Source organism: Myroides gitamensis, from assembly GCF_029894455.1.
Classification (GTDB): Bacteria; Bacteroidota; Bacteroidia; order Flavobacteriales; family Flavobacteriaceae; genus Flavobacterium; species Flavobacterium odoratum.
Genome location: NZ_JARYHN010000001.1, coordinates 2607980 through 2632468, shown reverse-complemented (window position 1 = coordinate 2632468; position 24489 = coordinate 2607980). Strand labels below are relative to the sequence as shown.

At 35.5% G+C, this 24489-nt stretch carries 21 protein-coding genes and 3 tRNA genes; 6 read left to right on the top strand and 18 right to left on the bottom strand.

The window, feature by feature from the left end:
* The first annotated feature begins 104 nt into the window (after positions 1–104).
* Positions 105–1235 (top strand): DegT/DnrJ/EryC1/StrS family aminotransferase, encoded by a 1131-nt coding sequence (locus tag M2306_RS11685; protein WP_259187777.1) that lies wholly within the window; start codon positions 105–107, stop codon positions 1233–1235.
* A 10-nt stretch (positions 1236–1245) separates the two neighbouring features.
* On the opposite strand, the gene M2306_RS11680 is transcribed toward M2306_RS11685, so the two are convergent.
* The 7 genes from M2306_RS11680 to M2306_RS11650 form a co-directional block, all read right to left on the bottom strand.
* Positions 1246–2466, bottom strand: a complete 1221-nt coding sequence (locus tag M2306_RS11680; protein WP_498882863.1) for a multidrug effflux MFS transporter — start codon at positions 2464–2466, stop codon at positions 1246–1248.
* Between the two features lie 71 nt (positions 2467–2537).
* Complete coding sequence (gene fabD / locus M2306_RS11675) at positions 2538–3410, bottom strand: ACP S-malonyltransferase (protein WP_259187779.1); 873 nt, start codon at positions 3408–3410, stop codon at positions 2538–2540.
* 105 nt (positions 3411–3515) lie between these two features.
* Positions 3516–5609 (bottom strand): peptidylprolyl isomerase, encoded by a 2094-nt coding sequence (locus tag M2306_RS11670; protein WP_259187780.1) that lies wholly within the window; start codon positions 5607–5609, stop codon positions 3516–3518.
* A gap of 305 nt (positions 5610–5914) precedes the next feature.
* A complete protein-coding gene (locus M2306_RS11665; protein WP_002989994.1) occupies positions 5915–6115 on the bottom strand; it encodes a hypothetical protein in 201 nt (66 codons plus the stop codon).
* Between the two features lie 4 nt (positions 6116–6119).
* Positions 6120–6680 (bottom strand): LPS export ABC transporter periplasmic protein LptC, encoded by a 561-nt coding sequence (gene lptC / locus M2306_RS11660; RefSeq protein WP_259187781.1) that lies wholly within the window; start codon positions 6678–6680, stop codon positions 6120–6122.
* 12 nt (positions 6681–6692) lie between these two features.
* Positions 6693–7958, bottom strand: coding sequence for a BamG family beta-barrel-assembly machinery protein (bamG, locus tag M2306_RS11655; protein ID WP_259187782.1), 1266 nt, complete (start codon positions 7956–7958; stop codon positions 6693–6695).
* On the bottom strand, positions 7936–8685 hold the full coding sequence (locus tag M2306_RS11650) for a type III pantothenate kinase (protein ID WP_115092498.1): 750 nt from the start codon (positions 8683–8685) through the stop codon (positions 7936–7938). Before M2306_RS11650 ends, bamG begins: the two co-directional genes overlap by 23 nt.
* Positions 8686–8811: 126 nt before the next feature.
* Between M2306_RS11650 and M2306_RS11645 the strand changes: the two genes are divergently transcribed.
* The 3 genes from M2306_RS11645 to M2306_RS11635 all read left to right on the top strand — a co-directional run bounded on the left by M2306_RS11645 (position 8812) and on the right by M2306_RS11635 (position 9090).
* A tRNA-Phe gene (locus M2306_RS11645) sits at positions 8812–8884 on the top strand.
* A gap of 33 nt (positions 8885–8917) precedes the next feature.
* Positions 8918–8990 (top strand) — tRNA-Phe (locus M2306_RS11640).
* A gap of 27 nt (positions 8991–9017) precedes the next feature.
* A tRNA-Phe gene (locus tag M2306_RS11635) sits at positions 9018–9090 on the top strand.
* Positions 9091–9195: 105 nt separating this feature from the next.
* Here M2306_RS11635 and M2306_RS11630 read toward each other — a convergent pair.
* Genes M2306_RS11630 through purH form a run of 7 tightly spaced genes read right to left on the bottom strand, consistent with a single transcriptional unit; the run spans position 9196 to position 16781 of the window.
* Entirely contained in the window at positions 9196–9663 is a 468-nt protein-coding gene (locus M2306_RS11630) for a hypothetical protein (protein WP_115092499.1), read from the bottom strand.
* Between the two features lie 40 nt (positions 9664–9703).
* On the bottom strand, positions 9704–10957 hold the full coding sequence (gene rodA, locus M2306_RS11625; RefSeq protein ID WP_002990006.1) for a rod shape-determining protein RodA: 1254 nt from the start codon (positions 10955–10957) through the stop codon (positions 9704–9706).
* A complete protein-coding gene (mrdA, locus tag M2306_RS11620; RefSeq protein WP_115092500.1) occupies positions 10957–12819 on the bottom strand; it encodes a penicillin-binding protein 2 in 1863 nt (620 codons plus the stop codon). Before mrdA ends, rodA begins: the two co-directional genes overlap by 1 nt.
* Entirely contained in the window at positions 12816–13337 is a 522-nt protein-coding gene (locus M2306_RS11615) for a rod shape-determining protein MreD (protein WP_115092501.1), read from the bottom strand. Before M2306_RS11615 ends, mrdA begins: the two co-directional genes overlap by 4 nt.
* Positions 13330–14163 (bottom strand): rod shape-determining protein MreC, encoded by an 834-nt coding sequence (gene mreC / locus M2306_RS11610; RefSeq protein ID WP_115092502.1) that lies wholly within the window; start codon positions 14161–14163, stop codon positions 13330–13332. The genes M2306_RS11615 and mreC overlap by 8 nt, the downstream gene beginning before the upstream one ends.
* Positions 14164–14171: 8 nt before the next feature.
* A complete protein-coding gene (locus M2306_RS11605; RefSeq protein ID WP_060872609.1) occupies positions 14172–15200 on the bottom strand; it encodes a rod shape-determining protein in 1029 nt (342 codons plus the stop codon).
* Positions 15201–15254: 54 nt separating this feature from the next.
* Entirely contained in the window at positions 15255–16781 is a 1527-nt protein-coding gene (purH, locus tag M2306_RS11600) for a bifunctional phosphoribosylaminoimidazolecarboxamide formyltransferase/IMP cyclohydrolase (protein WP_259187783.1), read from the bottom strand.
* A gap of 181 nt (positions 16782–16962) precedes the next feature.
* Here purH and M2306_RS11595 point away from each other — a divergent pair, with 181 nt between their 5' ends.
* Positions 16963–18213: an ABC transporter permease gene (locus M2306_RS11595; RefSeq protein WP_259187784.1), complete on the top strand. Its 1251-nt coding sequence runs from the start codon at positions 16963–16965 to the stop codon at positions 18211–18213.
* Between the two features lie 128 nt (positions 18214–18341).
* Here M2306_RS11595 and accD read toward each other — a convergent pair whose 3' ends face one another.
* Genes accD through tamL form a run of 3 tightly spaced genes read right to left on the bottom strand, consistent with a single transcriptional unit; the run spans position 18342 to position 22921 of the window.
* The gene (accD, locus tag M2306_RS11590; protein WP_002990020.1) at positions 18342–19196 is read right to left on the bottom strand and encodes an acetyl-CoA carboxylase, carboxyltransferase subunit beta; all 855 of its coding nucleotides are present in this window, start codon (positions 19194–19196) and stop codon (positions 18342–18344) included.
* Between the two features lie 46 nt (positions 19197–19242).
* The gene (fbaA, locus tag M2306_RS11585) at positions 19243–20310 is read right to left on the bottom strand and encodes a class II fructose-bisphosphate aldolase (protein WP_259187785.1); all 1068 of its coding nucleotides are present in this window, start codon (positions 20308–20310) and stop codon (positions 19243–19245) included.
* 46 nt (positions 20311–20356) lie between these two features.
* On the bottom strand, positions 20357–22921 hold the full coding sequence (gene tamL / locus M2306_RS11580) for a translocation and assembly module lipoprotein TamL (protein WP_445482715.1): 2565 nt from the start codon (positions 22919–22921) through the stop codon (positions 20357–20359).
* A gap of 42 nt (positions 22922–22963) precedes the next feature.
* Between tamL and M2306_RS11575 the strand changes: the two genes are divergently transcribed.
* Positions 22964–23704, top strand: coding sequence for a TrmH family RNA methyltransferase (locus M2306_RS11575; protein WP_115092505.1), 741 nt, complete (start codon positions 22964–22966; stop codon positions 23702–23704).
* Here M2306_RS11575 and porT read toward each other — a convergent pair.
* A complete protein-coding gene (gene porT / locus M2306_RS11570) occupies positions 23691–24488 on the bottom strand; it encodes a type IX secretion/gliding motility protein PorT/SprT (protein ID WP_115092506.1) in 798 nt (265 codons plus the stop codon). The two genes, M2306_RS11575 and porT, sit on opposite strands and share 14 nt — an antisense overlap.
* Position 24489 lies beyond the last annotated feature (1 nt).

The following is a 24489-nucleotide window of genomic DNA, read 5'->3' as shown; positions in this document are numbered from 1 at the left end:
AGAAATTAGTATTTTTGTAGCTGTAAAACATATCGACAGTCAAGTTGTTTGGCTCTAAAATAAGGAGGAGCCAGAGACTTTGAGATACTACTAAATCCAATGTGATGAAACAAATTCAAATGGTTGACTTAAAAGGTCAATATGAAGGAATTAAAGAAGAAGTAAATCAATCTTTCCAAGAAGTTTTAGAATCTTCTGCATTTATCAACGGACCTCAAGTACATACTTTTCAAGCTAATTTAGAAAAGTATTTAGGGGTAAAGCACGTAATTCCATGTGCAAATGGAACTGATGCATTACAGATTGCTATGATGGGACTAGGGTTACAACCTGGTGATGAGGTAATCACAGCTGATTTTACTTTTGCTGCAACAGTGGAGGTAATTGCTTTATTACAGTTAACTCCTGTTTTAGTGGATGTTTGTCCAAATAGCATGAATATTGATGTAGAAGCGATTAAAAAAGCAATCACTCCTAAAACGAAAGCAATTGTACCTGTACATTTATTTGGGAACGTAGCTAACATGGAGGAAATTATGAAAATTGCTGCTGAGCACAATTTATATGTAATTGAAGATAATGCACAAGGTATTGGAGCAAGCTATGCTTTTTCGGATGGTAAAAAAGTAAAAACGGGAGGAATTGCTCATGTTGGAGCAACATCGTTCTTCCCATCTAAAAACTTAGGTTGTTACGGTGATGGTGGAGCTATTTTTACAAATGATGACGAATTAGCACATATCATTCGCGGAATTGTGAATCACGGAATGTATGAGCGTTACCACCACGATGTTGTTGGGGTTAACTCTCGTTTAGATAGTTTACAAGCAGCAGTATTAAACGCAAAATTACCGCGTTTAGATCAATACAACAAAGCAAGAAGAGAAGCAGCAGCTCAATATTCTGCAGCTTTAGCAAATCATCCGAATGTAATTACGCCAAAAGTAGAAGGGGATGATGATAGTCATGTATTCCACCAATATACCTTGCGTATCGTGAATGCAGATAGAAATGCATTGATGGCACATTTACAAGGAAAAGGAATTCCTTGTGCAATTTATTACCCAATTCCATTGCACAATCAAAAGGCATATCTAGATCCTCGTTATAAGGAAGAAGATTTTCCAGTGACAAATCAATTGGTGAAAGAGGTATTGTCATTACCGATGCACTCTGAATTAGAGGCAGATCAAATTAAATTTATCACGGACGAGATTAAAGCATTTTTAAGATAGTCCTTGAACCCTATAAAAAAAGCCTTGAGAAATCAAGGCTTTTTTTATTTAATTTTTTTGAGTCAATGTATTGATGAGCAAGGAACATAGGGCGCAAGCCGCTAAAGAGAGTGCAACAACATACATAGAACCATTGTTTAGTGTATTTAATAGGACAGAAGTCAAAAAGGTAAACGCCAATTGAGAAGCCCCAAATAGGGCGAGAGGCAATACCTGATTCTGCTTTAAATGGTGATAAAGCCAAAGTGGTTGAAGTAGGAAAAAGCATCCCCAAGGGCAAAACAAAAAAGAAAAGCGGCACCAATTGGAAATAAATGGAGGCATCTGTTACAATGAACCCAAACAAGACCAAAGCCGAAATTAATTGTATGCTAGTACCTAAGGTTATGATTTGCTTCGGTTCTAGGCGTTTTCTTAAAAAAGAGGAGGTAAGGAATGAACCGACCATTAACCCACACGAATTCACCATAAAAACGATGCTAAAGGCTGTGCTACTCAATCCTCCAACTTCCATCACAAGTACAGGAGAATTGGAAATGTAAAGCATCAAACAACTGAAGGCGATACTTCCAACCAAGGTATAGGTTATGAATGTTTTGTTTTCAAAAAGCCTCAAGTAGTTTTGAATGATGGATTTTACTTCTAAAGAAGGCAAGCGATTAGAAAAGTCTTCTTTTAAAAAGGTAAAGGTCATGGCAATACTAAAAAGAGCAAACACTCCCATGGCAGTAAAAATATGAGGCCAATCAAAGTACTTGAGTACAGCATTTCCTAAAATAGGCGCAACAATAGGCGCAACCCCGCCAACAAGGGCTAAGATGCTAAATATCTTTAGTGTTTTGTCTTTATCGAATCGTTTATTGACAATAGAACGCGCAATGACAAGTCCGCCACTACTTCCGAAAGCCTGTAAAAAACGATATGCCCACATCATTTTGATATCAGAGACATACAAACAAGCAAAAGAAGTGAGGATGAAAATACTCAATGATAAGATAATGGGCTTTTTAGCTCCATATTTATCTGATATTGGTCCCCAAAATAATTGACCTACTGCTAAGCCTCCTAAGAAGGTTGATAAAGATATTTGAACATAGCTTACGTCTGTTTGTAGATCAGTAGCTATCTTTGGAAAAGCAGGTAAATACATGTCAATAGCTAATGGACCTAAAGCGGTTAAGCTAGCGAGTGTAAAGATTAATACCCACTCTTGAAGTGATAATTTTTCCACGGTTTTTAATGAAATAGAAAATCCTTGACACTTTTGGAATCAAGGATTTTATAAGTATGGTTAGTTGAATTTTAGATATTGAAAGTCTCAGCGTCTTTGTCAATTTTTTTGATTAAGCCTGTTAAAACTTTTCCTGGACCTACTTCTGTAAATGAAGTTGCTCCATCAGCAATCATTTGTTGTACTGCTTGTGTCCATTTTACAGGAGCTGTCAATTGTACAATAAGATTATTTTTAATTACTTCTGGGTCACTTACTGCATGAGCAGGTACATTTTGATATACAGGGCAAGAAGGTTGGTTGAATGTTGTTGCTTCAATAGCAGCAGCTAATTCTGTTCTAGCTGGTTCCATCATAGGCGAGTGAAATCCTCCACCTACTGGAAGTAATAGAGCTCTTTTTGCTCCAGCTTCTTTTAATTTTTCACATGCTTTTTCTACTGCAGTTGTTTCTCCAGAGATAACCAATTGACCTGGGCAGTTGTAGTTTGCTGCAACAACAACACCGTCAATTTCCTTGCATACTTGTTCTACAATAGCATCTTCTAAACCTAATACGGCAGCCATTGTTGAAGGTGCGATTTCGCATGCTTTTTGCATCGCCATAGCTCTTTGGTATACTAATTTTAAAGCATCTTCAAAAGCTAAGGTACCATTGGCAACTAAAGCTGAAAATTCACCTAATGAATGTCCTGCAACCATCTCTGGATTAAAGTTCTCAATTGTTTTTGCTAATATAACAGAATGTAAAAATACAGCAGGTTGTGTAACTTTCGTTTCTTTTAGTTGTTCTGCAGTTCCTTCAAACATAATGTCTGTGATATTGAACCCAAGAATGTCGTTTGCTTTGTCGAATAGTTCTTTTGCAATTGCTGAACTTTCGTATAAATCTTTACCCATTCCAGTGAATTGAGCACCTTGACCAGGGAAAACGTATGCTTTCATATGTATCGTGTTAAATATAGAATTCAGGGCAAAAATAAGGTATTTTTCTTAGTTAAACGAAAAGAATAAAAAAAGCCATCTAATCGTAGATGGCTTTTGATATGATTATTGGATCATTCCAATTCTGTTGTCTTTAATTTTAGCTTGTTCTTTCAGTGCTTGTAACACTTTAGATGAAGCGCTCATGCGAACTGCATTTTCAGTTCTTGTTTTGTAGTTGTTGTAGTTGTCTAAATCTGGTGCTAAAGCAACGTTGGTTGTTTTTACCATGTAAACTCCATTTGCTCCATCAATCAGTTTTGAGTTTTGATTCAAAGCTGTTCCGAAAGCTGTTCCAACTACTAAAGGTTCGTTTCCGATATTTGGAATTAACGGGTTTTGTCTTGATACTTCTGATACAGTTGCGATTGAAGCGTTTGTTTGTTTAGAAACTTCTTCTACTGTAGCAGCTGTCATTTTTTGCTTAATTACTTGAGCTTTTTTCTCATTCATTAAGATTGGCTCAACAATTTTTCTAGCTTCTTCAATTGGTAATAAACCAGTATTGTTTGTTGAAGCTAAAGTAGCGATGATATAACCATCAGGAATGTCAAAACGCTTTACGTCTCCATCTTTAGTCTCTTTGTTAAATGCCCAAGAAACGATTTCACTTCTTGCTCCAACTGCTTGTAAGTACTCGTCAAAAGGACGAACTGTTACGTTTTGTTGAACAACTGCATTTACTTTTTCTGCTTCTGCTACTAAGTTTCCTGAAGTTGCAGCAGATTCAATATTTGTTGCTTTTGCGAATACTTCGTCAGCTGTTGCTTCTGAAGCTTCTACTTTTCTAGCCAATGTAGCAATTTGTACACCTTCTGATTTTCCTAATACTTGAATTACGTGGAATCCATAGTCTGTTTCAACTACTCCAATTTTACCTGTAGCGTTGTTGAAAATGAAATCTTCGAAAGGTTTAACCATTTGTCCTTTAGCGATATCTTCGTATTTACCACCGTTTGCTTTTGATCCTGGATCTTCTGATTCAGCTTGAGCTAATTCAGCAAAGTTCGCTGCAGTAGCTTTTTTCAAGATTTCATCCGCTTTTGCTTTTGCTTCTTCTTTCGTTCTAGTAGCAGCACTTTGTGGTGCACCAGCATACGAAATTAAGATGTGAGCAGCATTTGCTTTTGCTCCAGCTTTTTTGCCTACCATACGAGAAATACAGTAATGATCATTGAATAAATAAGGACCAAATACTTCTCCTGTTGGTAAGTTATATAATTGTTCTTGGAATTCTAATGGTAAATCTTTTTTAGCATAATAAACGCTATCAAATTTTACATCTGAATTTGCATTGATAAAAGCAACTAAGTCTTTTGTTGCTTTAAAACCTGCAATTGTATCGTTCTTTTTAGTTTCAGCATTGTATTGAACTGTTGGCTTTAAGAAAGCTTCAACTGTTTCTTTTACATCTTCTTTGTCTTTTTCAGAAGGTGTGCTTTCAACATAAGCATAAGTTAACTCACGTGTAGGTTCAGATTTGAATCTATTTTCGTGTTTTTGCATATAACCTGTAATTTCTGAATCACTTACTTTCGCTTGATCATCATTGATTGTGCTATATGGAACAGTTACATAGTCAAAAGTTACTTTGCTATTTTCACCGTGGTAAGCATATTTAGCTTCTGTTTGTGTTGTGTATACTCCACCTTTTACCAAGGCATTGTACATTTGTTGTAAACCAAATTTCTCTAACTCAACTTCATAGCTTAACCAAGCTTGCCATTGTTCTGGTCCAGCTTGTTTCATTGCCATAACCCAAGCATTGAACTTAGCCATGTCGAATTGTCCTAATTGATTTTGGAATTCAGGACTATTAGCAAACATAGGGTTGGTTTTCACTACGTTGATTAATTGATCCTTTCCAATTTGTAAACCTAATTTTTCGAACTCCGTTTTTAGCAGTATATTATTCACTTCGGTATTCCAAACCATTTGATAGGCTTGATTTCTACTCATTTGATTCCCTTGCTCCGCTTGGGAAACTTTCTGTTGAAAAATCTGCGTATTGATATCTTCACCATTTACGCTTCCAATATTTCTTGAAGAACCAGCACCTCCGCTTCTAACTACGTCTCCAATAACGAATGCTAATAAAGCAATACCAATTACTGCAATTAACAGCGCCGACTTTTGTCTAATTTTTGATAAAACTGCCATGTTTTTTTATTATGTGTAATTTTTTTCAGAGAGCGAAAATACAATTATCTCTTTAATAATAAAAGGGGTAAACCTATTATTTTGAAGAAAGAATGTGTTTCCTGCTGTTTTTTAATGTTAAAAAACAGAATTTTTTACTTAAAGCTTGATTCAAGATGGGGAAAATGGTGAGAAAAACGAGGGATGGACTAAAAATAAAAAAAAGATGAAAGTAGGAAAGTGTAAGAAAAAAGGAGCTTTATAGGATAAAAAAAACCGTAAAGCTTGTTTTAAACTTTACGGTTTTACGTATATTTTCTTGATGATTATTTTTTATTGTAATGGTCAACCATTCTTTTGCTGTATTTTCTTCTGAAGAAGAACATAAAAATAGCTAGACCTGCAACAAGAAAGCTTGTCCAATAATTTGAGAAGGGCTCACCTGCCATGATTTTAGTTGCCCCATCATAGATGAATAGAATGGCAACAAATAAATATAGAAAAGGTATAAGTTGTAGTGCTTTCATAGGTTTAGTTTTCTTCTTTTTTAATACTTTCTGCGTAGCTATTTCTAGCTTTAATAATGTTTAGCTTTCCATCAAAGTCAACACCTACACCTTGGGTGAAGTTTTCTTTGTCTGTCGAAGCTTTGTATTTACCATTGGTGTAAAACCAATCTAATCTTTGGTTGTAGTACAACTGATCGGATTCTAATTTCTTATTATCATGTGTTGTAATCACCACATTGCCTCTTAAATCAATAAGCTCTGTTGCAGTATACTGTATAGCATAATCGGCTACTACGGTGTTTTTATTGTTGTTGTTATCGAAAAACGTCAGGTTAATTCCTTCTGGAAATTCGGTAAACTTGTATTTTACAGTGGAGTAATCAAGCATTTTTTCGCTAACTAAAATCGCTTTGACTCTTCCGGAATCAATGTATTGACCTCGCATTTTTTCTGCTATTCCAGCTGGATAAAATGGAGCTTTGTCGTGTATTTTTTGAATATCTCTAAACTTACTCTCGCAAGAAAAAAAGCTGATGCTACTGAGTAGTAAAGAAATAAAAAGTGTTTTTTTAGTTAACAACATGTATAAGTTGTATTAATCAAATTTACGTTTTAAGAACCAGAAATCGTTTAAAGATAAACCGATAGAAAGGTTAAAGTAGTTTTCTTTAACTAATCCACTGTTTTTTGTTCCTTTATTTCCATACTCAAGCCCGATATTCACATTAGACAAAGAACGCCCAAATAGTGGGAATCCTGCACCAAGTGAAAAGGCATAGTCGTTGATTGATTCATTTTTCAATACTAAACCTGTGTTCTCATAACGGAATCCAGCACGATATACAACGCGATCAAAATAGCTTGTGAAAGAATTGTATTTAGGAATATAAAAACCTCCAACAGCATAACGTTTGGTATCTTCATAACCCGCATATTGGGCCGTACTCCAGCTTGATGCTAATTTACTGTTTTCAATATACGTGAATTGTCCAGAAACAAACCATTTTAAATCTTTCCCAATACCAGCTCCAATTGCTAATTCTTGCGGTTTCGTTAATTTCGTACTTCCATTAAAAATTTCTTTAGAATCAACAATACCACCATTTGCATTGATAATTCTCAGGTTCGTTACATTATCAGCTGTTAACTTCGTTTCAGGACTGTACGTAAGATTGGCTTTCCAATCATACCCTTTGTATTTTCCTTCATATTGAAGAGCAGCGCGAATCTCATATCCTTTGTAATCAATTCGTCTTTTTTCATTTGTACTAGTAAGCAAACCAAATCCATCTCCAGCATCTAATAACGCGATGGTATTTGTATTATCTGTGTTACCAAAGAAATAACTAGCTTGAATACCAACCTGAAAGTTTTTGTTTATTTCATATCCTGTACCCAAGAATACACGGTTAATTCCTCCAGTTCCCTCTAGTTGATTGAATTCTTTCTGATTCAACTCATTCATTTGCTCTCTTTCGATTTTATAACCAACAGAAGAATAAGGCTGAAGTCCAAAAATAACCCCTGACTTTTTAGAAATAGGTAATCCTACAACGAAATAATCAATTGTTTGACGTTTTATGTTGTCATTGCTGTTATCTGATTTGAAATTATAGAACTTCGAGGTAGATCCAACAGTGAATGTAGTAGCCTGTAATTTGCTAATAGCAGCAGGGTTCAATAAGTTTAGGTGCAAACTATCTGAATAGACACTAGTACCTCCCATAGCTTTATATTCATTTGTACCATTGTAACCTAAGTCTCCAATTCCGTAATACGAATAAGGAGATGCAGTTCCTTGCTGAGCGAAAGCTTGAGCGGATAAAATAAGGCTAAAGCTAAGAATGATTCTTTTTATCATTTTCAATTATGTATTGATATATATAGTTCAGACTTTCAGAAAGAAAGTTTGGATTAGCAAATATTATATTTTTTAATCTTTTAGCCAAAAAAACTGTATCCCCACCCGTTAAAATTATTGTTAAATCAGAATAATCTTTTTTATAATGGTCGATAATATTGTCTATTTCTGCAACAATTCCGTTGATAACCCCCGATTGGATGGATTCATTTGTATTTTTTCCGATAAAATAATTAATATCTTCCGTTTGCAAATAAGGGAGTTTTGCTGTGTAATCGTTCAATGCTTTATATCGTAATTGTAAACCAGGTGAAATAGCACCACCTAAATACTCATTTTCAGTATTGACAAAGTCGTAGGTAATACAAGTTCCTGCATCGATGATTAAACGGGCAGTATTGGGATAAACAATAGTAGATCCAGCAGCGACTACTAGCCGATCGATCCCCAAGGTATGAGGAGTTTGATATTTATTCACTACAGGAAGAGGAGTTGTATGGCTGATTTGAATGAAATCAGTATGGGTTTGAAGCCAATTGAGCAGCTCAGAATCCAAATGAACGACGCTTGCGAGTATAATTTTCGGCTTTGTTTTATTTTTTTTTAAAAAAAATAAAAGTTCTTCTTGTAAGTTTTTTGTTGAAAGATATTCGGTTTTCAAAAGGCTATTGTTTTCAAACATAGCGAGTTTGGTTCTGGTGTTTCCGATATCAAGGGTATAGATCATGTTTCTATTGCTTAGTTTAACAAAGATAAATAAAGAAAAATTGCTAGAGAAGTTTTGGAAGAATAAAAAAGTATTATATATTTGCAACCGCTTAAGAGAACAAAAGTTCACTACTAAAAGCCAATTGGTGCCTTAGCTCAGTTGGTAGAGCAAAGGACTGAAAATCCTTGTGTCCCTGGTTCGATTCCTGGAGGCACCACAAAATTAGCTTTTAGTAACTTAGTTTAAAACTGGTGCCTTAGCTCAGTTGGTAGAGCAAAGGACTGAAAATCCTTGTGTCCCTGGTTCGATTCCTGGAGGCACCACAAATTTTAAACTATTGATAAGCAACTGGTGCCTTAGCTCAGTTGGTAGAGCAAAGGACTGAAAATCCTTGTGTCCCTGGTTCGATTCCTGGAGGCACCACATCAGAAAAAAACCGATAACGAAAGTTATCGGTTTTTTTGTTTTCATACACTGTCAACTGTCAACCGTAAACAAAAAAAGCGAAACCTAAGTTTCGCTTTTTTCTTATTTTGTTAATGTTTCGTATTTGTATTCTTCTGCTTTAATGTCAAATTCCAAATTGGCAATTTGCGTTTGGTATTTATGCAGTTTTGTTTTGATTTTTAATTCTTGAACAGGAGCAATTTTACCTAAAGCCATATCGCGATTAAACGTGTCATTCTCTTTGTTGTACTTCGCTTTCGTCTTGTTTAGCTTCTCTGTTGCTTTTTGGATTTTCTTTTGGGTTTTAGCAATCTCTTTTTGCTTTTTAAGCTCTGCTTTGCGCTCGCGCTCAATTTGCTTTTGTTCTTGCTCAAATGCCTTTAATTCTTCCGTACTCATAGTTGGAGCTTCTTCTACAGCGCTTTCTACAATCTCCGCAACAGGAACTTCAGGTAAAATTGTTGTAGACTCTTCTTTTTGTACTTCTTGTGCTTGCATAGCGGTTGTGCCAAGTAGCATCATACCAGCGATTAAAAACGTTTTTTTCATTTTTCTTTTTCTCTATTTTGATTCTATTGTTGTTCGAATTTTACCATTCATTGATTCTATTGGCATCCAATTTCAAAAAGATGAATAGTAGTAATGTAAAAGCAATTAAACTCGATCCTCCATAGGAGAAAAAGGGAAGTGGAACCCCGATAGTAGGGAATAATCCTACTAACATGGTAATATTAAAGGCAAAGTGAATGAATAAAAAACTCACGACACAATACCCGTAGACTCTATTAAATCGCTTTTTTTGTTTTTCTGCTAGATAGATTAAGCGGAAAAATAAACAAAGAAATAAAACGATAATTGTACTAGAACCAACGAATCCCCATTCTTCTCCAACCGTAGTAAATATATAATCGGTATGTTGTTCTGGTACAAAGCCTCCCTTGGTTTGGGTACCTTGTAAAAAACCAGTGCCATACCAACCACCTGAACCAATTGCAATTTTCGATTGATTGAGGTTATATCCTTCGGCCTGAAGATCTACATTTTCACCGAGTAAAACGTTTATCCTATCTTTTTGATGGGGTTCAAGTACATTGTCGTACACGTAATCAACAGATAGAACAAAGCCGCACATTACGGTGGCTAAAATAAGATAAATAAAGGGGTTTCTATTGATGTTTTTGTTAAAGTAGTAGTGTAATAGTGTTAATAATACAATAGATGTGATGATTAGGGAAGGTTTTACTATCAATGCTGCAACAAAGAGTGCTATTGTAATAAAAGCGGACCATAAATACCAAGAAGGTAATCCTTCGCGAAATAATACAAAGATTAATGCGGCGAACAACATGGCGCTTCCTGTATCGTGTTTTAAGATTAATAAGGTTGGTATACCAATGATCATAAAAACGGTTACCTGCTCTTTAAGCGTCTTTAAAGTACCTTGGTTGTCCGAAAAGTACTTGGCTAATAACAGGGCCGTAGTTGTTTTTACAAATTCGGAAGGTTGAACCCCTAATCCACCAATCTGATACCAGTTGGTTTGACCTTTTACTGATTTACCAAAGACAAATAGACCAAGAATAGAGAGAATACCGATAATATAAAAGATTAGGGCATACTTCTCATAGAACTTGGTATCTAGAGCGAGAATGAGGATGATTAAGGGAATACACGTCAAAATAAAGACCAATTGCCTACCATAGATTTGACTAAAATCAAAAATACTGGCTTCTTCACTAGGTAGTGAGGTAGAGTAAATATTTACCCATCCCGCTACAACTAGTAAAAGATATAACATAATAGTTATCCAATCGATATGCTTTTGTACGCTTCCGCTTCTCATTATTTTTGCTGCTTATCCGCTAAATTGTATAGTTGTAAAACTTTGTTGTATTCACTTTCTAAGCTTCCTTCTAGCATTCGTTTTTCTAAATCAGGACGAACAATTTCTGGAAGTAGATATTTTTGTAACATTAAACTCGTAATAGGTGCAGCCCATCGTGCTCCCCATACCCCGTTTTCAATAAAAACGGCAATAACAATCTTAGGATCATCTACGGGTGCGAAAGCGACGAATACAGAGTGATCTGCCAATTGATAACGCTTTCCATTGATACGCGTAAAGTTTTCTACTGTTCCTGTTTTTCCAGCCATCTCTAGCTGTGGAACCGCAACACTACGTCCAGTACCAATGTGAAACACTTGATTCATCCCTTGGATGATTGGCTCAAAATGTTTCGGATCAATTGTAGTTACTTGTTTGGTAACAAACTTTTTATCAATATTGTGATCTTCAATGTTTTTGATGATATGAGGGGTATAATAATACCCGCGATTAGCTACAGCGGCTGCCATATTGGCTAATTGCATTGGAGTCATGATTACCTCACCTTGTCCAATTGCGTTGGAAATTGTCGTGGTACTTTTCCATCCTTTGTTGGGATACCAGCGATCGTAATATTCCGAATTGGGAATATGACCTTTTCGACCTTCAGGTAAATCATACCCTAAAAACTGTCCTAGACCAAAGCTTTCTAAGTGCTTGCTCCAACGATCAATTCCTTCTGCGGGTGATTTATATTTCTCAATAATCTTTTTGTACGTCTGTGCAAAGTAGGTATTACAAGATAAAGCAATCGCATGTCTTAAATTCCATGTTCCGGAATCGTGACATCCCATCCAGGCACCACGGCCATAATAAAATCCTCTGTTACATGAAAAAGCAGAGTGTTCTGTGATAACTCCTTCTTGCAAACCAATTAGACCCGTTAGGATTTTAAAAGGTGAACCCGGAGAATACTCTCCCGATAATACGCGATTATATAAAGGTTTTGCTAAAGAGTCATTGTATAATTTGGTGTAATTTTTAGAGCGTTCTCTTCCGACCAATAGGGACGGATCATACGACGGAGCATTAATTAGAGCAAGAATTTCACCTGTTTTTGGTTCAATCGCTACAATTCCTCCTCGTTTATTTTTCATTAAGAGCTCCCCATAAGCTTGCAAATCATAGTCAATCGTCAAGGTGATATCACTCCCTTTAATGGAAATAGTATCATAAACTCCATCTTTAAAAGAGCCAATCTCGCGATTGAAACGATCGCGTTGGATGTATTTTACTCCTTTAGTACCGCGAAGAATATCTTCATATTGCTGTTCCACCCCTTGAATACCGATTAAATCTCCAGATCTATAGTAAGGGTTTCTCTTGATGTTATCTTCATTAACCTGGCGAATGTAACCAAAGACATTAGCTCCTGCATTGACTTGGTAGTCACGCAAGGAACGTTTTTGTACATAAAATCCATTGAAATGGCGAATTTTTTCTTGAAAAGCAGCATATTCCGCTTTGCTTAACTGCGCTAAAAAGACAGAGGGAAGACGAGGGCTATAAACCGTCGCTTTTTGTAGTTTTGTTTTGAAATCATCGAGGGTTACATCGAGTAATTTACACAAAGCTAGAGTGTCGATATCTTTTACCTCTCTGGGGATGACCATGATGTCATACGAAGGTTGATTCGCGACCAATAATTTTTTATTTCGATCGAATATATATCCGCGTTCAGGATATTCATAAACGATTTTTAAGGCATTATTCTCTGATTTTTTGATATAGGTATCATCTACGACTTGTAAATAGAACAGTCGAATAAGAATGGTTATAGTTACTGCAACTATGATAATAGGAAGTAATAACTTTCTCATCGTTTAGATGGTTTGATCAGATAGAGGATTAATATACAGCTAATTAATGTCGCTACTGTGGTAAGTAAAGTTCGCAATAAGATTTCCAATATAAAATTAAAACGCAGGAATTCCAATGCAAATAGTACAACATGGTGAATTACTACAGTAATAATTAAATAACCCATTACCTCCATAGAGGAAAATAAATCTTTCGTTACTTTCTTGAAGATATTGAGGTTGTGGTATTGGTAACTAATACCAAATGAAAATTTCAACACTAAGGGCCTACTAAAAGCGAGTATCAAGGAAGCTGCAGCGTGTACACCTCCTGAGTTCTCGAACATGTCTATGGTTAATCCTAATAGAAAGCTAGAAACGTAAAAGAGCGCTTTGTTGCCATCAGTTGGATAAAGTACAATAAAAAGTATATACGGAAATGGATTTATAAAAGAAAATAAATCCAAGTTGTTAAATACTAATACCTGTGCGATTAGCAAGATAACAAAACGCGTAATATTGGAAATAGTACTATTCATTGCGTGTAGCTTCTTCTAGTTCAATAATTTCTTTAATGTCGTTATTTTTAATCACATATACATACCCTAAGTTTGTCATGTCATTAAAAAGTTTGACTTCAATGGTAAAGTAATTCGAGCTTTCTGTAGTATACGCTTTTTCGATTGTACCAATGGGAATATTTTCAGGGAAAATATCCGAAATACCTCCAGTGACAATCGTGTCGCCTTGGAAGAGTTCTGCTAAGCGGGGAATGTCATTTAATTGAACATACCCTGTGCTTTTACCATCCCATTGTAAGGTACCAAAGTGATTTGATCCCTTAATCTTGGCATTGATTTTAGATTTTGCGTTTAAGATACTCTGTACGGTAGAATACTTTGTGGATGATTTTTGAATAATCCCTACAATTCCGTTGCTATTGATTACTCCTAAATCTTTTGTAATACCCTCTCGTTCTCCACCTTTAATCGTTAAGTAGTTTTCCTTGGTATTAAATTCATTTTTAATCACCTTGGCTACGATAACGTTGTATATATCTTCTTGGGTTGTAAGAAGAGGTAATTCAATAGGGACAGAGTCTGTTACAACAGCACTATTAAAAGCCTGTTTTTTCAGTAGGGCATTTTCCAGAACTAAAGCGTCATTTTCAGTCTTAAGACGCATGTATTCCTTTAAATTATTTACATTTTCATAGACGTAACCTGTCACACCATTTGCCGAACTAATAAATGAACTCTTGTGAAACGTATGAGTTCGGAGTACTAGGGCAAATGATATAACTAAAAGCAGCAAAAACAGTAACTTAGTACTGTTTTTTATAAAGAAATTAATTATTTGCTGCATGGGTTAGTTTATTTTATCAATACACTTTTGTATTTGTCAATATTTTTGATGGCAAGGCCCGTTCCACGTACAACTGCACGCAATGGATCCTCAGCAATATAAACAGGTAAATCCGTTTTTTGAGAGATTCGTTTGTCTAATCCTCTCAACATAGATCCTCCACCAGCAAGGTAGATTCCTGTGTTATAAATATCAGCTGCTAATTCTGGAGGCGTCTGAGATAACGTTTCCATTACAGCATCTTCGATACGTTGTATTGATTTGTCTAATGCCTTTGCTATTTCACGGTAAGAAACAGTTACTTGTTTTGGTTTCCCTGTTAACAAGTCACGTCCTTGAACTAGCATATCTTCTGGAGCAGTTTCCAAATCTTCAGTTGCAGCTCCTGTTTGTATTTTAATTTTTTCTGCTGTACTCTCTCCAACAAATAAGTTGTGTTGCGTACGCATATAGTAAATGATGTCATTCGTGAATACGTCACCTGCAATTTTTACAGATTTATCACACACAATACCTCCAAGAGCAATAACAGCAATTTCTGTTGTTCCTCCTCCGATATCAACAATCATATTTCCTTTTGGTTGCATGATGTCTACACCAATACCAATAGCAGCAGACATAGGTTCATGTATTAAATAAACCTCTTTACCATTCACACGCTCACAAGATTCTTTTACTGCACGCATTTCTACTTCAGTAATTCCTGAAGGAATACATACAACCATGCGCAAGGCTGGTGTAAACATTTTTTTTCTTAGAGCTGGTATGCTTTTGATAAAGAGGCTTATCATTTTTTCTGATGCGTCAAAATCAGCAATAACTCCGTCTTTTAAAGGGCGTATTGTTTTGATGTTACCATGAGTTTTCCCTTGCATCAAACTCGCTTCTTTTCCAACGGCTATAATTTTTCCCGTTGTCCTATCTCTAGCAACGATTGATGGATTGTCAACGACAACTTTTCCATCGTGAATGATAAGGGTATTCGCAGTTCCTAAATCGATTGCGATATCTTCCGTCATGAAATCAAAAAATCCCATAGATATAAAAGGCTTTTAGAGTTAATATTTATGTTGTTCTACAAAATTAGTAAATTAATGTTTAAAATGACGAATCCCCGTGAAAACCATTGCGATTTTATTTTCATCACAGTAAGTAACACTCAAATCGTCTTTAATAGAACCACCTGGTTGAATAACCGCTGTGATTCCAGCATTTCCAGCAATCTCAACACAGTCAGGGAAAGGGAAAAATGCATCACTTGCCATTACAGCTCCTTGTAGGTTGAACTCGAATGAGTTAGCTTTCTCAATTGCTTGGCGTAAAGCATCTACTCTTGATGTTTGTCCTGTTCCTGAAGCACAAAGCTGACCGTCTTTTACCAAAACAATAGTATTTGATTTGGTGTGCTTACAGATTTTAGAAGCAAATAATAAATCAACTACTTCTTGATCAGAGGGTGCTACTTTAGTAACGGTTGTTAAATGGTCTTTATTGTCAGTTACATTATCTTTATCTTGAACTAAAATACCATTTAAACAAGTACGTACGTGTTTTTTAGGTAATTCAATTTCATTTAAAACCAAGATAATTCTATTTTTCTTCTCTTTTAAGATTTCAATTGCAGCTTCTTCGTATGCTGGTGCAATCACAACTTCGCAGAATAATTGGTTGATTTCTTGTGCTGTTGCAACATCAATTGTGCCATTCGCAATTAAAACACCTCCAAAAGCAGAAGTAGGGTCTCCAGCTAGAGCATCTACATACGCTTCTTTCATTGTGTTTCTTTGCGCTACACCACAAGCATTGTTATGTTTCAAAATAGCAAATGTTGGTTGCTCTCCTTTGAATTCATTCATTAAGTTTACCGCAGCATCAACATCTAATAAGTTGTTGTACGACAATTCTTTTCCGTGCAATTTTTTAAATAATTGATCGAAGTCACCAAAGAAGTGTCCTTTTTGGTGTGGGTTTTCTCCATAACGCAATTCAATTCCCTCTGCATGGCTGATTTTTAATGTATCATCCGCTTCATTGAAGTAGTTGAAAATTGCTCCATCGTAATGTGAAGAAACATGGAATGCCTTAGTTGCTAGTAAACGTCTTTGTGCTAATGTTGTTGAACCATTATGCTCAATCAACATCTGTAAAAACAAATCGTATTCATTTACTGAAGGTACGATAACCGTGTCTTTGAAGTTTTTAGCAGCTGCGCGGATTAATGAAATACCACCGATATCAATTTTTTCAATGATATCTGCTTCGTTCGCTCCAGAAGCAACTGTTTTTTCAAATGGATATAAATCTACAATGACTACATCGATTTGAGGAATTTCAAATTCTTTCATTTGTTGAATATCTCCCTCGTGATCTTGTCTGTTTAAGATTCCACCGAAAATTTTTGGGTGTAAAGTTTTTACTCGACCTCCTAAGATAGAAGGATAAGAAGTAATATCTTCAACAGGTACAACAGGAATACCTAAATCTTTAATAAAAGTTTCTGTACCACCAGTAGAATAGATAGTTACTTCGTTTTTGTGTAGTTCTCTTACAATAGGTTCTAATCCGTCTTTGCTAAAAACAGAAATTAAGGCCGATTGAATCTTTTTAGTTGTGTTCATTGTGTGTTATTAATTAAACGGCAAAAATAACTAATGTCTAGGTATTTATAAAGTTAATATAGAAGTTTTTATTTTAATTTTAAGAGGCGTAAATTGTCTTGTTTTTTAAAAGAAAAATAGGAGGGAAGTGTAACTTTTGTAATCTTCTTCTACTAATAGGATGGTCGTTGAACTTGATGCTATGATAATATATTTTAGGCTTTTACTCAGTAGTTTTCAATTTGCAATCAATGCATTGAGAACAAATAAACTAAGAACCTTGCTTTCTCTCCTGGGGGTGACAGTGGGGATTTTTTCTATTATTGCCGTTTTAGCAGCTGTAGATTCGATGGATCGCACGATAAAATCTGAATTAAGTGGATTTGATCGCAATATGATTTATGTGTTTAATCATTCCTTCGGTCCATCAGAAATTCCGCGTTGGAAGATTGATCAGTTCCCGAATGTAACCTATGAAGAATACGATTATTTAAAGCGAAATTTAAGTGATGTTGAATATGCTTCCTTTAATTTTTTCGTGCGCAATGAAAATATGAAGGCGGATCGTTATTATGCTAATGATGTTATTGTTCGTCCTTGTAGTGCAGATATGCAATACCTCGACAATGTAAAAATGGCGAGTGGGCGTTTTTTTAATGAATCAGAAGCGGTGAATGGAAGCGGAGTTATTGTCATTGGAAATGAAATCGCCAATACACTTTTTCCTGGACAAGATCCCTTAGGAAAGAACATCCGATTATACGGACGTAAATTTGTGGTGATTGGTGTTTTGGATAAGCAAGGAGCAATCTCTATAGGAGGAGGTCACGATGAAACAGCTTATATCCCCGTAAATTTATTTCGACAAATGTTTGGAGACAATATCAAAGCGTATACACCTGTAATTATTTTAAAGCCCAACGAAAAAGCAGATATCAAACATTTTGAAGATGAAATAATAACCAAATTACGTGCGTTCCGCGGCTTAAAAGTAGGGGAGGATACCAATTTCTTTGTCAATGTATTCGGTGGAATGATGGAATTTTTGGATAATATTATTGGGCAGATGAATGTAGTAGGGTGGATTATCAGTATGTTTTCTCTTTTGGTAGGAGGATTTGGGATTGCCAATATTATGTTTGTGTCTGTCAAAGAGCGCACGCACTTAATAGGCATTCAGAAAGCAATAGGAGCTAAGCGACGTGTTATTCTCTTACAATTCTTGTTTGAGTCGATTATATTGGCTTTAATCGGGGGATTAGTGGGAATTATTGTCGTTTGGATGATTGCGAAAGGAGTAAGTGTATTACTGGACTTTGAGTTTGTATTAAGTCTGTTTAATATTGGTATTGGATTGGGATTATCTATCATTATAGGATTGATATCGGGGTATTTACCTGCGCGTTCTGCAGCGAAATTAGACCCCGTTGAAGCGATTCGATCTGGAATGTAATACTGAAGAATGGAGAATGGAGATTGGAAAGGGGAAAAGAGAAAATGAAATGAAGAGGCGAATGGCCATTCGCCTACATAATCTGAAGATAATAAAAAAAGAGTTGCTGTACAGCAACTCTTTTTTTATTATCTAATTGGACGATTTAAAATCAAATCCAAGTATAAGTTTACATTTTTCTTTAATTCCTTACGGTGTGTAATGAAATCTAAGAATCCGTGTTCTAATAAGAATTCAGATGTTTGGAATCCTTCAGGTAAATCTTTTCCTGTTGTATCCTTTACAATTCGCGGTCCAGCAAATCCGATTAAAGCACCTGGTTCAGCGATATTGATATCTCCTAACATAGCGAAAGATGCAGAAATACCTCCTGTTGTTGGGTCTGTACAAAGTGAAATGTAAGGAATCTTAGCATCACTTAGTTGCGTCAACTTAGCAGAAGTTTTTGCCATTTGCATCAATGAAAAACCAGCTTCCATCATACGAGCTCCTCCTGATTTAGAAATCATTAAAAAAGGAATTTTGTGCTTTAAAGAATAATCAATTCCTCTTGCAATTTTTTCACCTACTACAGATCCCATAGATCCACCGATGAAAGCAAAATCCATTGCAGCAACAACTAATTTTTCTCCTTTTGAATTTCCAACGGCTACACGCACAGCATCATTCAATTGCGTTTTTGAAGTAGCTTCTTTTAAACGATCTACATATTTTTTTGTATCCTCAAATTTCAACATATCCTTTGAAGATAAACTCTTTGCTATTTCTTTGTAATCGCCATTATCAAAAAGAATTTCAAAATACTCTTTACTGCCAATTCGAACATGGTAACCATCTTCTGGACTTACCCAAAGGTTCTTTTCTAGTTCTTCAGAATCTATAATTTTACCTGTTGGTGATTTGTACCATAAACCTTTTGGTATATCCTTTTTGTCCTCAGTTGGTGTTTGAATTCCTTTTTCTGTTCTTTTAAACCAAGCCATAAATGTCTGTTTTGTTTATACTATGTTAATAGGTTTAGAGAAGAAATTACAATGTGTTTACATTGTTTAAATCTTTAAATGCTTCTTCTAAACGAGCATTGAAAGTGATTTCTCCTTGTCTTACCCATGCACGTGGATCGTAGTACTTTTTATTTGGTACATCCGCTCCCTCAGGGTTTCCTATCTGTGTTTTTAAATATTCAATTTTTGAAGTCATATAATCTCTTATTCCTTCTGTATAAGCAAATTGCATATCTGTATCGATATTCATTTTGATTACACCATAAGAAATTGCTTCTCTAATTTCTTCTAATGATGAACCAGAACCTCCATGGAAAACAAAATCAACAGGATTATGTCCTAAGTTGAATTTCTTAGCCACATAGTCTTGAGAATTTTTCAAGATGATTGGCGTAAGTTTTACGTTTCCTGGTTTGTAAACCCCGTGTACGTTTCCAAAAGCTGCTGCAATGGTAAAACGAGGACTTACTTTACTTAGCTCTTCATAAGCATAAGCTACTTCGTCTGGTTGTGTATATAGTTTAGAAGAATCTACACCAGAGTTATCAACTCCGTCTTCTTCTCCTCCTGTAATTCCTAATTCAATCTCTAAAGTCATACCCATGTTTTCCATTCTTTCAAGGTATTTTTTAGAAATTTCAATGTTTTCTTGGATTGGTTCTTCAGATAAATCAATCATATGCGAACTAAATAACGGTTTTCCGTATTTTGTCATATGTTCTTCACTAGCATCTAGTAAACCATCAATCCAAGGTAATAGTTTTTTTGCACAGTGATCCGTATGTAAAATAACAGGCACACCATAAGCTTCAGCTAAAGCGTGTACATGTTTTGCTCCTGCAATAGCTCCTGCAATAGCAGATTTTTGATTCTCATTAGATAAACCTTTTCCTGCCATGAAAGATGCACCACCATTCGAAAATTGAATAATAACAGGCGCATTTAGTTTTGCCGCTGTTTCCAATACACCATTAATTGTACTAGAACTAGTCACGTTAACAGCGGGTAAAGCAAAACCTTTCTCTTTTGCATAGTTGAATATTTCTTGCACTTGATCTCCAAATGCTACTCCAGGTTTAATATTGTGTGCCATAGTCGTGTGTTTAATTTATTGGACAAAAATACTAATTATTATTTGATTAGAATGGATAATTAATACCAACATTCAAGACAGACTCTTTGATACTAAATTCTCCAAACCATTTGCGTTTGGAGTAAATCGAAGGATCATACGTTTTGAATCCCATATCTAATCGGAATACAAAGAAACTAAAGTCGTAGCGAATACCAAAACCAGAACTCACTGCTAGATCTTTGAATGAGCTTACTCCATTGAAGGTGTAGTTCTTGTCTTCAACATTGTCAAATACGTTCCAAATATTACTTGCATCCACAAAGAAAGCCCCATTCCATTTACCTGTGATATTAAAACGATATTCCGTACTGAAGAAGAGTTTCATATTAGCCTCATTGAAATCGTTCGTTCCTCCGCTTTTACCTGGACCTAAACGATACGATTGCCATCCACGGTTGTCATTGGATCCTCCTGAAAAATAGCTTCGAGAGAACGGAATGGAATTGGCATTACCATAAGGAACCGCCAAACCACCAAATAGACGAATCGCAACAATTTGCTGACGTCCAATATCCCAATACTTTACAAAATCCAATTCCGTTTTAATGTATTGTGAATATTCGACATCAAATAAAGTTCTCTTTCCTGTATGACCTTCTTTATCGCTTACGCGATTCATAACTAAATCAAGTAATCCACCAGCAGCTTCCACTTTCGCGCGAACAGTATAGAAACTATTATCATTAATTCCGGTTCTCGTTGATGAATTAAAGGAAATATTCGAAGCTAAAATTAAGTTGTTTTCAGAAAGGCGAACCTTGCGCTCTTGAATACTGCGAATTTCATTGTAGTCTTCTGGTGAAATTCCCATAGGGTTAGTTGTAGCTAATGCGTCATTAATGAAGCGATTCGCACCTTCACCTTGTATAGTTAAATCTCCACTTTCATCTACGTAGTCTATAGGTACATCATACTCTTTTGAAATGTTATTTAGGGTATTGTACGAAGATTTATAGACACTAAAGTAGTTGTTCGGGTTTGTATTTCTTACGTATTGAATATTGGCTACATCCACGCTAAAAGAATTTTTGCGTGAAGGATACCAGCTGTAATTGATGATACCAGTGAAATTGTCTTTATCTAAACCAATGTTTCGTTGTCTTGCAAAACCAAAACTCATAGCCGTTGTAGGAAGCATGGTTTTTGGGATGATTTTATTGGATGCAAAAGGGAATAAAAAGCGTGGGAAAGTTAATTTTATATCCGCTCCATATTCTGTAACGTTGAAAAACACATCGTTAGGGTTGCTCATTTGCCTTGAGGACCCAATGGTTCCTCGTAATCCAAATTCTAAAATTTCAGCCCCTCTAAATACATTTCGAAATAATAGTCCCATGCTACCACCAATTCCAAAATCCTGAATGTTCGAGTGGGTCACATCCAAAGAAGGATTGAAAGTCATCTTTTTACGCGAGGTCAAATAGATATTACTAATCAAAGTTTCGCCTTTAGGATCAGTAGGGTCCTCAACATATTCAATTACAGGATAATTAAAGATGCGCAAATTACTGATAGAACGAGAGGTAAGAATACGTCTCGAATCACTGAAAGTACTTTCAGGAGTAATAAATATCGCATCCGTTAAAGCTTTAGGCTTATATTGGAGTTTCGTTGAACTATAAATATTAAAACCATTGTATTGGATACTGTCCAATACATACGCTTTGTTTTTAGAAACATTATCCGTGAAAATATTCACTTTGCTAATTTGGTAAATCTTAAAAGGAACCTGACTTAAAGTATCGCCAGATTTGACCGTTTGTTGATCGACAATCAATAAAATGTTGGCCTTATTTTTACTATCTAAAATAGTATCAACCTCATAGCGAATATTGATTTCTTGGAAGTGATAAGCCCCGTGATTTCGATAAATAGAAGTGATGCGTTTGCGTTCTTCTTCAAAGTTCTTTACATCAAATACCGTATTCGTTTTCAGTAAACTTTTGGCTTGATTGCTTTCGTATAATGTCTTTAATGCAGGTGTACCAATCAAATAAGAAATACTATCAATCAGGTAAGGATTTCCTGTAGTGATAAAATAGGAATTCGTCATTTTCTGCTCACCGATGCGTTTGGTTTCATTCGTAACCTTCGTGTCAAAATACCCCTTGTTGAAATAATAGTTTTTCAATCGCGTTAAGGATTTTTCCGTTTTAAGGCTATCGTATAATACAGGAGGTTCACCTGTTTTGATTAAGAAATTATTGAAACCCGCAATGATGAACGATTGACCTAAGCGATTAACTTGTTTGCGAGAAAGTACGCTTTCTAAGGTTTTGTCTGTTTTAGGATGTCTAGTTAACCAAGCATGGTAGTTGGAATCTGCATCTTGTCTTGCTAAGTTGTATAAATTCAAACGCAGGCGCGACCCAATAACAGGAAATTTGCTATTAGGTTGTTGGTACAGCTGATTGTAGATCTCTTCTTTAGATGTTTTCTTATCATTGATAACAATGCTGTTCTCCATTAATAAATCATAATCCTCTGGCACATTCTTCGTTATGGAACACGAAAAAAAACATGCAGAGATTATAAGAATAAATACTATTTTTGATAAAAAATTGCCCAACTTTATTACATCGATATATACAGATCAAAAATACATTTTTTTATGGTTACCAAAAACCAAATTAAGCGAATAAAAAGCCTTCATCAAAAAAAATATAGAAAAGAGCACCAATTATTTATTGCAGAGGGGATTAAAGTGATCCAAGAACTCTTGCAATCATCTTTTGTTTTAGACCATTTATATGTAACAAACGAGATGGATTTTGGCGTTCCTACACATCAAGTAACGCGAGTTTCTGCGGATGATTTAAAGAAAATGAGCGCTTTGACTACGACGCCTAATTGTTTGGCTGTATTTCATTGCTTAGAAAGTAAAACGATTGATTTTTCGGATTGGGTAGTTGCTTTGGATGATATTCGTGATCCGGGAAATTTAGGAACCATTATTCGCTTATGCGATTGGTTTGGTATTAGCCATATAGTGTGTTCATCAGAAACCGTAGATTGCTATAATCCTAAAGTAATTCAGGCAACAATGGGATCTGTATCTCGTGTAAATATCGTGTATACTGATTTAGCAGAACTATTACAAAGCGCAAAGGTGCCACTATATGGAACCTTTTTAGGCGGTGAAAATATCTATGAGATGAAAGAGGTAAAACCTGGCGTAATCGTAATGGGAAATGAAGCCAATGGTATTTCTGCCGAAATAGAAGCGCTTATTTCTCGTAAAATTACAATTCCTCGTTTTGGAAATTTACAACAAACAGAAAGTTTGAATGTTGCTATGGCTACCTCTATTGTGTTGAGTGAATTCCGAAGAAGTGTTTTTAATGTACAGTAAAGTTTAAGAAAACTCCTCTTGTTTTCATTGAACTAATATGACCAGTCCAAGGGCTATCCGGATCTTTATCGCGAATTAATTCATCGCCTAAACCAAATACACCGCGGATTGAAGGGCTGAATTTGAAGTATTCAAAGTAAATATCAACACCTACACCTAATTCGTAGTTCGTCGTCCATTGTTTCATTCTCCAAACCCCTTCGTAGTTATCATCATCTGATTTGTGATTGCTACTTAAGTTTAAGTCAGCAGAAAATCCACCGAGTACATAAGGGCGAATATTTCCTGTACGCAAAGCAGAAAACTTTAAAAGTAAAGGTAAGTGAATCAGCGTAGAGCTGATTGATTTTGTACTGGAATTGGTTATTTCCTGCATAGTAGGAACCGAATTGGGCTTGTTTTTCATGTAATAATCCATGACAAAAGCGCGAGGAAATTTCAAATCGCGTTTCGAATAGATTAATCCTGGTTCAAAACGCAAATCTAAATATTCCATAATACGCAAGTTCCCTACAAGTCCCACACTGAAACCCATATTAGTTGTTACTTGTATTTCTGTATGATCACTGCCGTATTCACCAGCTAAACTTTTGAGCTTATCGTAATACTCTTTATCGTAGTCAAAATTGAAATTCAAGAAATTTGTTCCAATATAATAACCGTAGTGGACACGTTGTTTGTCCCAATCCGATTTATTTAAGATTGGATTTCTCCCAAAAATCCACTGTGCAGATACATTTGCAGAGGTGAATAGAATAATAAGTAAGATAAACAGTTTTCTCATA